A 13,262-nucleotide genomic window follows, 5' to 3' on the forward strand; every position below is an offset into this window, starting at 1 on the left:
CTATTATTCCGATGCGTTGTCCAGTCATGTAGCGCCTCCAATCCAGCAATTTTAGAGTTAATATATCTTCTTTGGACATTTTACCACTATATTCAGTCCATTAAAAATAGTTTTCAGAAGCCGTCTAAAATGGACACGAATAGGGAAGAATGCTGCTGGAGCAAGCATTGCAGTTAGAGGTTAAATTCAAGAGAAAAATAATTAATGATGCCGATAAAGCAATTTTATGTCCAAATTTGTACACATTACTGTCAAAATCATTTATGATAAGAAAGCATGGTACAAACCGAGTCTTTTTTATTGTTAAAACTTACCAGAATAAAGGAGAGAAAACGATGACAGCAACTAAGGGATTGGAAGGAATTGTCGCAGCGGCATCTTCCATCAGTTCGATTATTGATGGCGTATTAACATATCGCGGAATCGATATCGATGTTCTTGCCGAAAATGCCTCTTTTGAAGAGGTTGCCTACCTGTTATGGTACGGTAAACTACCTAATCGTTCTGAACTTGACGGTCTGCAAAAGCAACTGGATCAGTATGCGGCAGTACCGACTGGAGTTCTTGATCAAATAAAGTTATACCCACAAGGTACAAACTCAATGGCTGCACTTCGCACGGCTGTTTCCAGCCTTGCTTTGTATGACAGCTCAGCTAACGATATGTCACCAGAATCGAATCAATTGAAAGCAATCAAATTGCAGGCACAATTGCCGACAATCATTGCTGCTTTCGCACGTATTCGTGATGGCAAAGAGCCTTTAGCTCCTAAACAAGGTGTGTCGATTGCTTACAATTTCCTATACATGCTTACTGGAAATGAACCTGCTGAAGTTGCAGTTAAGGCGCTTGATCAAGCACTTGTCCTTCATGCGGATCATGAGTTGAACGCATCCACTTTCGCAGCTCGTGTTACGGTTGCTACTTTGTCTGACATTTATTCTGGTGTAACTTCTGCTATTGGCGCTTTGAAAGGTCCATTGCACGGCGGTGCGAACGAAGCCGTTATGGTTATGCTTGAAGAAATCGGTTCACTGGCTAACGTTGAGAGCTATATTAACAACGCACTTGCGAACAAACAAAAGATTATGGGCTTTGGACACCGCGTTTACAAAAACGGCGATCCGCGCGCAAAGCATTTGCAACAAATGTCTCTTGAGCTTGGTAAGCTGACTGGGAACATGGAGCTTTATGAAATGTCAGTTAAAATCGAAGAGATGGTTACGGGTCAAAAGGGCTTAAAGCCGAACGTTGACTTCTATTCCGCATCCGTATACACGACGCTTGAAATTCCACGCGATTTGTTCACGCCAATCTTCGCTATTAGCCGTCTTTCCGGTTGGAGCGCGCATATTCTTGAGCAATATCAAAATAATCGCTTGATCCGTCCACGTGCTGACTATGTTGGTCCGGTTAATGTGAAATACGTTCCGATCGAACAACGTTAATAATAGTTAGAACATACTAAGCTATATAGTTACACTGACGCTTACAAAGTGAGCCCTGCTCACGATCATATAGGTGTATACTTACTTAGTGCATTTTGCACATAAAATTTTAGGAGGAATTATATAATGGCTCAGTTTGAAAAATTTGCACTACCTACAGAAGGCGAAAAGATTACCATCGATAATGGCGTTCTACAAGTACCTAACAACCCAATCGTACCTTTCATCGAAGGTGACGGCACAGGCCGTGACATTTGGAAAGCTTCGAAACGTGCACTTGATGCAGCGGTAGAAAAAGCTTACAACGGCGAGAAGAAAATTGCTTGGTACGAAGTTTTTGCTGGTGAGAAAGCATTCAATGAATACGGAGAGTGGCTTCCAGCTGATACGCTTACAGCAATTCGCGAGTATATGGTTGCTATCAAAGGTCCATTGACAACTCCTATCGGTGGCGGAATTCGTTCTTTGAACGTTGCTCTTCGTCAAGAGCTTGATCTGTACACTTGCCTTCGTCCTGTACGTTATTTCACTGGTGTTCCTTCCCCAGTTAAACGTCCTGAACTTGTAGACATGGTTATTTTCCGTGAGAACACAGAAGATATCTATGCAGGTATCGAGTATCAAGAAGGTTCTGCAGAAGTGAAAAAAGTAATCGAATTCCTTCAAAACGAAATGGGCGCTAACAAAATCCGCTTCCCTGAAACTTCAGGTATCGGTATTAAGCCTGTTTCCAAAGACGGTTCGAAGCGTCTAGTTCGCGCAGCAATTGAATATGCAATCAAACACGGTAAAAAATCCGTTACACTTGTACACAAAGGCAACATCATGAAATACACAGAAGGCGCGTTCAAAAACTGGGGTTATGAAGTGGCTGAGCAAGAATTCGCTAACGAAACCTTTACTTGGGGCGAATACGACCGCATTAAAGAAGCTGAAGGTACAGATGCAGCAAACAAAGCTCAAAAAGACGCTGAAGCAGCTGGCAAATTGATCGTTAAAGATGCTATCGCGGATATCGCTTTGCAACAAGTATTGACTCRTCCTACTGACTTTGATGTTATCGCAACATTGAACCTTAACGGTGACTATTTGTCCGATGCTCTTGCAGCACAAGTTGGCGGTATCGGTATTGCTCCAGGAGCAAACATCAACTACCTAACTGGACATGCTATCTTCGAAGCAACTCACGGTACAGCTCCAAAATATGCTGACCTTGATGTAGTAAATCCAGGTTCCGTAATCCTATCCGGCGTTATGATGCTTGAGCATCTTGGCTGGCAAGAAGCGGCTGACCTTATCTATAAAGGTATGGAAGCATCGATCAACAACAAAACAGTAACTTACGACTTCGCACGTCTAATGGAAGGCGCAACAGAAGTAAAATGTTCCGCTTTCGCAGACGAAATCATCAAAAACATGTAATCAATCATCTTGATAAATCTTTCAATAGGGAGCACCTAGCCCAAACCGTTTACAAAAAGGTGGTCTAATGTCCCGCAGGGACTATCGTCCCTCCAGGGACAAGTTCCATCGCACTGCACGGAATAACGTCCCGCAGGGACAATTCCAACGCACTACACAGAATGGTGTCCCGCAGGGACAATTCCATCGCACTACACGGAATGGTGTCCCGCAGGGACAATTCCGTCGCACTGCATGGAATAACGTCCTGCAGGGACAATTCCACCACCTAACCACCAACGTAAAGCGTGTCCCGAAGGGACGAAAGCGACCCTACAGTAAAGTTACACAGGCCCGCCTGTGTAACTTCTTCGTTCTTCCAATTGGCGGGTGTCCAGAGGGCGTAGCGCCTCGGAATCCTCCCTTGGAAGGGAGGACTTAGGAGGGTTCGAAACGCCCTTAAGGGGCTACGCTTTAAAGTTACTTAGGCTGTAAATCGGGGGTCTAAGGGGTCTCCCCTTAAAAATAAGCAATGCTAAGGAGGATTTATACAAGATGGCTATTAAACGTCATAAAATTACTGTTGTAGGTGCTGGTTTTACAGGTGCTACTACTGCGCTTATGCTTGCTCAAAAAGAATTAGGTGATATCGTTCTAGTCGACATCGCTCCTCTAGAAAACCCAACTAAGGGTAAAGCACTTGATATGCTTGAAGCTACTCCAGTACTTGGCGTAGATGCTAACATCATAGGTACATCCAACTATGATGATACGAAAGATTCCGATGTTGTCATTATCACTGCTGGTATTGCTCGTAAACCAGGCATGAGCCGTGATGATCTTGTTAACACAAATGCGGGAATCGTAAAATCCGTTTGCGAAAACGTAAAGGCGACTAGCCCTAACTCTATCGTAATCATTCTTAGCAACCCGGTAGATGCTATGACTTACGCGGCATTCGAAACACTTGGTTTCCCTAAAAACCGTGTTATTGGTCAATCCGGCGTACTTGATACCGCTCGTTATTGCACATTTATTGCACAAGAGCTGAATGTATCGGTTGAAGATGTTCGCGGCTTCGTGCTTGGCKGGCATGGTGACGATATGGTACCTCTTGTTCGCTATTCTAATGTTGGCGGTATTCCAATCGAGAAGATGATCCCTGCTGATCGAATCGAAGCAATTGTTCAACGGGCACGCGTAGGCGGCGGCGAAATCGTTAATCTTCTTGGTAACGGCAGCGCTTATTATGCTCCTGCAGCATCGCTTGTACAAATGACAGAAGCGATTTTGAAGGACAAAAAACGTATCATCCCAGTTATTGCATTGCTTGAGGGCGAATATGGCTACAACAATCTGTTCATGGGTGTACCTTCAATCATTGGCGGCAACGGTATCGAGAAGGTTATTGAGCTTGATCTGACTGCTGAAGAGAAAGCTGCTCTTGATAAATCCGCACAATCTGTTCGCAATGTTATTCAAATTGTTACAGCGGGCTAAGCAATAGAAAAAATTAGCATTTTATATAGAAAGTGCGTTTGGGAGGACCCTGACAGAATGCTGCCAGGGTCCTCCTGTTTATTTGTATCACATGATTTTTTTAGGAGGGATGCAGATTGATTGAACAGGCTAGACAAGCTCTGAAGCGAGTTTATGGCTATGATTCGTTTCGCAAGGGACAAGAGGATATTATATCAGGCATATTAAACGGTCGTGATACGTTGGCCATTTTGCCTACAGGCGGCGGTAAATCAGTCTGTTATCAAATTCCGGCAATGCTGCTTCCTGGAACATCACTTGTCATATCTCCATTAATATCGCTAATGAAGGATCAAGTGGATGCGCTGCGACGTGTAGGCGTATCAGCTGCATACCTGAACAGCTCGCTTGGAGCGGCGGAGTATCGCGAAGTTATGCGCAGTGCCATGCAAGGCGAATATAAGCTGCTATATGTAGCGCCAGAAAGACTTGATGCGCCCATGTTCCAGTCTTTGTCAGAACAGCTGACAATTCCGCTCATTGCAATTGATGAAGCACACTGTGTTTCTCAATGGGGACATGATTTTCGTCCAAGCTATCGCCAGCTTGCAGGCTGGATTGGTCGAATGACGAATCGACCTCTTGTTGCAGGCTTTACTGCTACCGCTACTAATGAGGTGGCAAAAGACATTTCTGAGATGTTAAAGCTCAGAAACCCTAGTGTATTTGTAACGGGTTTTGCAAGGCCTAATCTATCGCTTTCGGTCGTTACTGGGGTGGATAAGAAAAAGTTTCTTGCACGTTATATTGGTGAACGCAAAGAGCAATCGGGCATCATTTATGCCGCCACAAGAAAAGAAGTAGAGAATGTATATGAGCAGCTCGCGCTCAGCGGTATTCAAGCTGGCAAATACCACGGAGGCTTATCGGATGTCGAACGAGCCGATACCCAAGAGAAATTCCGTTTTGACGATATTCGCGTCATGGTAGCTACGAATGCTTTTGGGATGGGAATTGATAAACCTAACGTTCGCTTTGTGCTGCATTGGCAAATGACTAGTGATATTGAATCCTACTATCAAGAAGCAGGTCGTGCGGGCCGTGATGGTGAGGAAAGTGAATGCGTACTGTTGTTCGAGCCAGCGGATATGCAGGTTCAGCGCTTTTTAATCGAGCAAGGAACAGGAGACATGGATCGAAAGTCGATTCAGCTTTCTAAGCTCCATACGATGATGAATTTTAGCCGAACTCAGCGCTGCTTGCAGCAGTTTATCGTTGATTATTTTGGCGAGACGGGTGTAGAGGCTTGTGGAAAGTGCAGCAGCTGCCTGGATAAGAGCGAGCCGGTAAATCGTACGGACGAAGCGAAGATGGCTCTTTCCTGCGTAGGCCGAATGAAAGGACGCTTCGGCGTCACGATGGCAGCAAAGGTGTTAAAAGGATCTCGTGACAAGCGTCTCCTTGAATTCGGACTTGATCGTTTATCCACGTATGGACTAATGCGCCATTTGCCGGAGAAAGAAATCGCAGATTGGCTTTATTGGTTAGTTTCTGAAGGCTACTTAAGGCTAAGCGAAGGGCAATATCCAGTCGTATCGCTTACTGCAAGTGCGCTTCCCGTTCTGGAAGGTCGAGAAGCGATCATGCAGCGAGTTCGAGCGACAGTGAATCAGTCCTCCAGCAAGGATGGAGGAGGGGCTTCACCGCTGTTCGAAGCTCTTAAGCAATGGCGTAAGGAAAAGGCAGCAGCTGAAGGTGTGCCGCCATTCATGCTGTTCTTTGATGCGACTCTTCGGGAGATTGCAAACGCCCAGCCGCAAACGATTGATCAACTTTTGGGAGTCAAAGGGATTGGCGCAGCGAAAGCGGATAAGTATGGTGAAGGACTGATTGGAATTATTCGTTCCTTTGGTGGAGGAGAACTATCAGCCGAGATGGGCAAGGTAGTTCCGAGGCAGCCGGTTGCTTCAGCCAAGCGGTTGTTGCCAGGTGATGAGCAACCTAGTTATTTAATTACGTTAGAGCTGTTTCAAGCGGGTCAAGAGCCAGAGGATATTGCCAAGGATCGCGGATTAAGTAAAGTAACGGTGGAAGGGCATTTGATTCGGAGTGCGGATGAAGGGCATGAGTTAGACTGGAGCCGCATTATTCCTGCTGAATACGAGCAACAGATTGTACAAGTAATCGGTGAGCTTGGGCCAGACAAGTTGAGACCGATTAAAGACGCTTTGCCGGAAGAGATCGCTTATTTTGCCATTCATGGCGTAATGAGCAAGTATGGATTTAAAGCGCTATAGAAAAACTTATAAGTACTTTTCATGTAAAGTGTGAATATTTAGGGAACGATTTGAAATGCAGACTACAATAAGTAGGTTGCAGCCAGCGTATGTTGGGTGTAGTCATTTGAAATATATCTCATTTCTGATAAACTAAATATAAGATATGATTTTGGATAAAGCGAGAGATTCACACTGCTTTGMCAAACAGGAGGAGTTTGAAAATGTTTAATGCAATGTTATTTTTGCACTTGTTAGGCGCAATGGGGATGGGATTTTATGTTGTTCTTCCAGTAATGGTCGGACGAGCTTCCAAGCTTGCTGGAGTTGGACAAGGCGGGCTTGCTGACGGGTTGCTATCCGCAAACCGAATCGCGCAGTATTTCCTCGTTCTACAGCTATTAACAGGTGGATATTTGATGTCTCAAGGTGAATATTCAGTTGCATGGATGATTATTATTACGCTGTTGTTCCTTGGAATTGCGGCACTAGGCGGTATCGTATCGAAGCCGCTCAAGCTTATCGTATCGTCCATTCAAGATGGCAAGAGCGCTACTGCGCATATCAATAAAGCGCGTGTACTGAGCTTAATCGTACTTGTGCTTTATATTGTCATCGTTTACTTTATGAGATTTCCAATCTTTAAAGATATGTAAGAGCTTAGAACGGTATAGGGGGACTGCAGCATGCGAGAATCATCACCGCATATTGTAACGTTTGGAGAATCAATGGCATTGTTTATGCCTCAGGAACATAAATCGATCGAACGGGCAGCGACGCTTGAGCAAGGTTTTGGCGGAGCAGAAAGTAATGTTGCCATAGGACTTGCTCGTTTAGGAGCCTCTGTTGGATGGTTCGGAGCGCTTGGTGACGATCCGTTCGGTAAAATCATTATGAAGACGCTGCGCGGAGAAGGTGTTGATGTTTCGCGAGCTCGTCTTGATTCAAGTGCTCCAACGGGCATGATGTTTCGAGAGCATGTTGCGGGTAGACTAGCTGTACATTATTTCAGAAAGCATTCGGCTGCAAGCCGGATGCAGCCTGATCAGCTTGATGAGCAATATATTCGAAATGCGAAGCTGTTACATGTAACCGGTATCACCGCCGCGCTAAGTGAAGATTGTCGTAAAACACTGCGCCGTGCTGTTGATATTGCCAAGGATGCAGGCGTTCTTGTCAGCTTTGATCCAAATTTGCGTCTTAAGCTGTGGTCCATCAAGCAAGCGCGTGAAGTGTTGCTGCCGCTAGCTGCCGATGCGGATTATTTCTTGCCGGGCTGGGACGAGCTGAAGCTCCTATACGATACGAATGATTACGAATTTATCAAAGATCAACTAACGCAGCTTAAAGCTATTAGTATCTTAAAAGGAAAAGGCGATGCTACGATTGTCTTGGAACAAGGCAAGGAAGCGAGCGTACCGTTCTTTCCAGCTGAGCAGGTAGTAGATACGGTTGGTGCAGGTGATGGCTTCTGTGCCGGCTTCTTGGCTGGTATTATGAAGGGAATGTCTCCGGTTGAAGCGGTGCGGCTAGCGAGCATTAACGGCTCATTAGTAGTACAAATGCGCGGTGATTGGGAAGCACTTCCAGAATGGAATATCGTGGAGCAGCGGATGTCATCCAAAGCATGGGTGGAGCGCTGATAATGGCCGATCTAAACGTGTCCAAGGGACAGCGTCGACGTGATGCCGTTCTGCAGCTGTTGAAGCAGCGAGGACGCGTTACGATTGCGGAAATGGTAGAACGGTTTGATTGCTCGGAAGCGACAGCACGCAGAGACCTAGAGCAGATGGAGGCGGACTTTCCAGTCATTCGAACAATAGGCGGAGCTATGTATGACGGAATGCATACGGTACGAGATTTGCCTTTTGCTGAGAAGGAAGGACTGTCCATTTTGGAGAAGGAGCATATAGCAGAGCTAGCTGCTTCTTTAATTACCGAAGGGGATGTAATTGGCTTATCCGGTGGTACAACCAATTTTCTAATTGCTAAGTCGCTGAAGTCTCGTAAAGGCATAACGGTCGTAACTAACGCTGTTAACATTGCAATGGAGCTTGCGGGCAGCCAAATTCAAGTGGTAGTTACTGGCGGAATTATGCGTCATAATAGCTTTGAGTTATGCGGTCCATTAGGAGAAGGAATGGTAGCCCATTTGCATATTGGTAAAATGTTCATCGGCGTCGATGGTATTTCCGCAGCCGGCGGCATTACAACCTACTCCGAGCAAGAAGCGCAAATTGCTAAAGCACTCATTAAACGGTCGCAATCTACTTATGCAGTATTCGATCATACGAAAACTGACCGTGCTTCATTATTTTCTATCGCTTCCCTTTCAGAGCTTAGCGGTGTTATTACCGATGTTCCACTATCAACGGAGCTTACTGCTCAAATGGAGCAGCATAACATTTCGGTGCATGTGACGGGCTAATGGTTAATTAAAATGAAACAGACGTTATTCTCTAAAATCAGAGGATAACGTCTGTTTTTTGTATCTATTTAGTTTTGAGATGTACCATCATAAACCGAACGACCTTGTACCCAAGTCTGACGAACATTAAACTGCGAATCGGTCCAGACCAGATCGGCTTGCTTGCCTACGGAAATAGAACCGGTAAGCTCATCCAAACCAAATTGCTTTGCGGCATTGCCGCTAGCAATACGACTTACCTCAGGGACACTCAGATTCGTATGCTTGAGCATGAACTGAAAAGCTTCAATCATCGTCAAGCTGCTGCCAGCCAGCGCGTTACCTTCACGCAGACGAGCTACACCTTGCTTAACAACAACAGGCAAGCCGCCAAGTGAGTAGTCACCGTCAGGCATTCCAGCTGCAGCAACAGCGTCAGTAATTAGAATGACCTTATCCAAAGTCTTTGCGGTAAGCAGCAGGCGAATTGCGACAGGGTGCACATGCTCTCCATCGGCAATCAGCTCTGCATAAATACGATCATCCGTTAACACGGCGCCAAGTGTGCCAGGCTCACGGTGATGCAATCCACGCATTGCATTGTAAGTATGAACCGCTTGTGACAGACCGGCATTTGCCGCTGCTTCCATTTCAGCATATAAAGCATCTGTATGGCCGCATGCTGCAACGATATTTTGCTCACTTAGCCAAGTAATCAACTCAATAGCACCCTTTTTCTCTGGTGCCAGTGTAAGCTGACGGATCAGTCCAGGATATTCGGAGTTCCATTTTTTCAACCATTCAAGCTGAGGCTCCGATATAAAGGCAGGATTTTGAGCACCAGGCCATTTCTCACTAATGAAGGGTCCTTCCAAATGTACACCGTAAAGAGCTGCGTAAGGCATATCTGCTGAACGATATTGTGCTGCTGCTTGAAGAACGGCTTCAACCGCTTCCTTGGATGCAGTGACTGTTGTCGCCAGCATCCCTGTTGTTCCTTTGGAAGCATGAAACTTTGTAATCGTATGATAGCTCTCGCTGTTTGCATCCATAAAGTCAGCACCAAAGCCGCCATGCACGTGAACATCAATGAAGCCAGGTAACAGCCATCCGCCTTGTCCATCAATCGTTTCTTGTAGGCCCTCGTGTTCCAGATCATTCTGGTTATCTTCCGAAATGATCTGTTGAATTCGACCATTCTGAACAACGACGCTACCTGTTACTACGCGATCTTCTAATACGATTTGTAAATTATTAATGAGCCAGTTTGAAGTTTTCGTATTCATTTTAACCCAACAACCTTCCTGCCTCGCGATCGAGCAAGACGATTACGCGAGCATGTGTTTGAAGTAATGAGGCTGGCACTTCCGTTGTTATAGGACCCGTTAACGCTTGTTTTACAATCTCAGCTTTATCTGCTCCGCGAACGACTAATAGAATGGTGTTAGCTTTCAAAATTGAACCTACGCCCATTGTTATAGCAGAGCTTGGCACCTCATCCATAGAATCGAAGAAACGGGCATTTGCTTCGCGAGTTTCTACTTTTAGCGTTACGGAATGTGTACCTCCAGATAAATGCTTATCGGGCTCGTTGAAGCCAATATGTCCGTTATGACCTAAGCCAAGCAACTGAATATCAACGGGATGAGCTTCAAGCATTGAATCGTAGCGAGCACATTCAACCTCGATGTCCTCAGCCATTCCGTTTGGCAAATGGATTTGATCAGCAGGCAGATCGATATGAGAAAATAAATGCTGCTTCATATAATACGAATAGCTTTGATCATTCTGTGCTGGAAGCCCAACATATTCGTCAAGATTATAGGTTGTAACATCGCTGAAGCTAACTTTATTGTCCTTATACATTGCTACCATTTTGTCATAAATTCCGATCGGTGTCGATCCTGTTGCAAGTCCTAAAACAGCGTTTGATTTTTGTTTAACTACATTTACGATAAGCTCGGCAGCATGAGCATCTAACTCTTGTTGCGTATTAAAAATAATAATTTCCATTTGGTTGCCTCCTAGATGGTTTGTATGCTTCTATTTTAAATCAATGGTCATTAATTAACAATGATTTATGATTGGAAACCTCAAATTAATGATTTATTAAATCATTAATTGTAGTGGACTGATCAATTTGTACTACGACTGATTGCTTATGCCAGAAGCGGTAACCGGGAAATTATGATATGCTTAAATACGGGTAAATTGAACAAGAAAAGTAAGCGCATTGCGGTGCGAAGTTCGGGAGGAACAAGCATGACAGTCGAACAACAGGCAGCTACGGCAAGGCGCAAGGGAGAGCATATACGAATTTGCTTACAAGAGCAGGTAAACAGCGTCGGTATCGAAACCGGTTTGGAAAAATATAGATTTAAACATAATGCATTGCCAGAACTGTCATTTGAAGAAATAAAGCTGGAAACAGAATGGCTGGGCAAGAAGCTTCGCGCTCCGCTGCTCGTTAGCTCTATGACTGGCGGTACGGATGAAGCAGGGGCTATAAACCGCCATTTGGCTGTCGTAGCGGAAGAGAGGGGCTGGGCGCTCGGTCTTGGATCGATGCGTGCCGCGATAGAGAATGAGGAGCTGGCTGCGTCGTTTTCCATTCGTAAAGAAGCGCCGACGGTCCCTGTCATTGCTAACATTGGAGCTGTACAGCTTAACTATGGCTTCGGAGTAGAATCGTGTAGAAGAGCAGTAGACATTGCGGAAGCGGATGCGCTCGTCCTGCATTTGAACAGTATGCAAGAAGTATTTCAGCCTGAGGGCAATACTAACTTTGGGCAATTGCTATCACGTATAGAGGAAGTATGTAAATCGCTGCATGTGCCAGTTGGTGTGAAAGAGGTAGGCTGGGGAATCGATTCGGATACTGCTGCTTTGCTTGATCAAGCTGGTGTATCATTTATTGATGCGGCTGGTGCTGGTGGAACGTCTTGGAGTCAGGTTGAAAAATATCGGATGCAGGATCCTCTTCGCAAGCAAGCCGCCGAAGCTTTTGCAGACTGGGGTATACCAACCGCTGACAGCATATTGGCGATTCGTAAGCAACTGCCAGACTCAACTATTATTGCAAGCGGCGGCCTATTAAATGGTGTAGATGCAGCTAAAGCAATTGCTTTGGGGGCCAATATAGCAGGATTCGGCCGAGTACTCTTGCCTGGTGCTGCTAAGGGAAACAGCGATATTTCGATCGAACAGCTGCTGCTGCAATTCAAACGAATTGAATTTGAATTGCGAACAGCTATGTTTGGTATTGGTGCTGGCTCAGTTAGCGAGCTTCGAAATACAAATCGAATTATTCTAAAGATAGTATAGCCGTGCCGTAATGGAGCGCTCTTATTGAAGGGCGCTCCATTAATTCCTCTATTTGATAATCCCCGTACCTTCGATCTTTATTTTTGCATGAACAACAAATTTTACATTTGGATAAATGGACTTCCACTCTTCCCATGCGCTGTCGCCTGGGTGTGTTGCTCGATAGCGTAAACCGAAGCCGAATGGATCAACGTTTGCTTTTTGAATTTTACGAAGCAGCTCTTCGCATGATTTTTCATAGTCCGTGTTTAAATGCTGCTCAATTTTCGACCAATGCTGATTAAATAACCCGGTTGGAGCTTCCTCAAATATGACCTTCATTTTTACATTCATTGTAATTAAATCATCATTGTTTTGTTTGGTTATTTTGTATTTCGTACGAATATCAGTGGTAAAGGCCACTAAAGGAACTTTTTCGTACATAATGTGTACCGATGACCTCACGAATTCTTTGGCCAGCTGATTATAAATTTGTGATTCTGATGCTGTGAGTATGAGCTTAACATTTTTCTTATCTAATAAAGCTATCTGATCGATGACGAAGCTCTCGTTGCTATCCTTCATAATAACTGGCAGCAGAGGGTCTAAACCTTTTTCCGTAGCTCGCCTTGCAAAATCGAATAGTGTCTCTGAAAAGGTATACGGAGACTCCGTACCATTCGAGCTAAAACTGAGATATAGCGCGTGGCCTGGATACTGTTCCGACAACGGCTTTACTTTGAGTATGGATAATGCATCAGGCTTACCAATCGCGACGTCGGATACACTTTGGAAATCTCTTCTTCGAGACATCCATTGAAGCACTTCTTGATATTGACTGTTTGCAAGCTGTTCTCCAATCAGAAACAATTTGCAGTGTCCGAAATCAAGCTCTTTATCGATATGTGCTTTCAACATGCGGACACCTTCAGCTATGCTCACGGAGTC

The 13,262-nt window shown here is 44.9% G+C and carries 11 protein-coding genes; 8 read left to right on the forward strand and 3 right to left on the reverse strand.

Annotated elements, in window-relative coordinates:
* Positions 1 to 335: 335 nt before the first annotated feature.
* The 7 genes from citZ (at position 336) to AC1DWN_RS16580 (ending at position 9,032) form a co-directional block, all read left to right on the forward strand.
* The gene (gene citZ, locus AC1DWN_RS16550) at positions 336 to 1,448 is read left to right on the forward strand and encodes a citrate synthase (protein WP_477560003.1); all 1,113 of its coding nucleotides are present in this window, start codon (positions 336 to 338) and stop codon (positions 1,446 to 1,448) included.
* A 126-nt stretch (positions 1,449 to 1,574) separates the two neighbouring features.
* Positions 1,575 to 2,870 (forward strand): NADP-dependent isocitrate dehydrogenase, encoded by a 1,296-nt coding sequence (icd, locus tag AC1DWN_RS16555; RefSeq protein WP_477560004.1) that lies wholly within the window; start codon positions 1,575 to 1,577, stop codon positions 2,868 to 2,870.
* A gap of 534 nt (positions 2,871 to 3,404) precedes the next feature.
* Positions 3,405 to 4,349 (forward strand): malate dehydrogenase, encoded by a 945-nt coding sequence (mdh, locus tag AC1DWN_RS16560; protein ID WP_477560005.1) that lies wholly within the window; start codon positions 3,405 to 3,407, stop codon positions 4,347 to 4,349.
* Between the two features lie 116 nt (positions 4,350 to 4,465).
* Complete coding sequence (gene recQ, locus AC1DWN_RS16565) at positions 4,466 to 6,625, forward strand: DNA helicase RecQ (protein WP_477560006.1); 2,160 nt, start codon at positions 4,466 to 4,468, stop codon at positions 6,623 to 6,625.
* A gap of 203 nt (positions 6,626 to 6,828) precedes the next feature.
* A complete protein-coding gene (locus tag AC1DWN_RS16570) occupies positions 6,829 to 7,260 on the forward strand; it encodes a hypothetical protein (RefSeq protein ID WP_477560007.1) in 432 nt (143 codons plus the stop codon).
* A 30-nt stretch (positions 7,261 to 7,290) separates the two neighbouring features.
* Positions 7,291 to 8,247 carry a sugar kinase gene (locus tag AC1DWN_RS16575; protein WP_477560008.1) on the forward strand — a complete coding sequence of 319 codons (957 nt, stop codon included), beginning with the start codon at positions 7,291 to 7,293 and terminating at the stop codon, positions 8,245 to 8,247.
* A 2-nt stretch (positions 8,248 to 8,249) separates the two neighbouring features.
* Positions 8,250 to 9,032 carry a DeoR/GlpR family DNA-binding transcription regulator gene (locus AC1DWN_RS16580; RefSeq protein WP_477560013.1) on the forward strand — a complete coding sequence of 261 codons (783 nt, stop codon included), beginning with the start codon at positions 8,250 to 8,252 and terminating at the stop codon, positions 9,030 to 9,032.
* A 68-nt stretch (positions 9,033 to 9,100) separates the two neighbouring features.
* On the opposite strand, the gene nagA is transcribed toward AC1DWN_RS16580, so the two are convergent.
* Complete coding sequence (gene nagA, locus AC1DWN_RS16585) at positions 9,101 to 10,297, reverse strand: N-acetylglucosamine-6-phosphate deacetylase (protein ID WP_477560009.1); 1,197 nt, start codon at positions 10,295 to 10,297, stop codon at positions 9,101 to 9,103.
* A 1-nt stretch (position 10,298) separates the two neighbouring features.
* Positions 10,299 to 11,024, reverse strand: a complete 726-nt coding sequence (gene nagB, locus AC1DWN_RS16590; protein WP_477560010.1) for a glucosamine-6-phosphate deaminase — start codon at positions 11,022 to 11,024, stop codon at positions 10,299 to 10,301.
* Positions 11,025 to 11,273: 249 nt separating this feature from the next.
* Here nagB and fni point away from each other — a divergent pair, with 249 nt between their 5' ends.
* Positions 11,274 to 12,335, forward strand: coding sequence for a type 2 isopentenyl-diphosphate Delta-isomerase (gene fni / locus AC1DWN_RS16595; protein ID WP_477560011.1), 1,062 nt, complete (start codon positions 11,274 to 11,276; stop codon positions 12,333 to 12,335).
* A 48-nt stretch (positions 12,336 to 12,383) separates the two neighbouring features.
* Here fni and AC1DWN_RS16600 read toward each other — a convergent pair.
* On the reverse strand, positions 12,384 to 13,262 hold an 879-nt coding region (locus AC1DWN_RS16600), incomplete at its 5' end, for a Ger(x)C family spore germination protein (RefSeq protein WP_477560012.1).

The sequence above is a fragment of the Paenibacillus sp. P4_A7 genome, assembly GCF_056402455.1.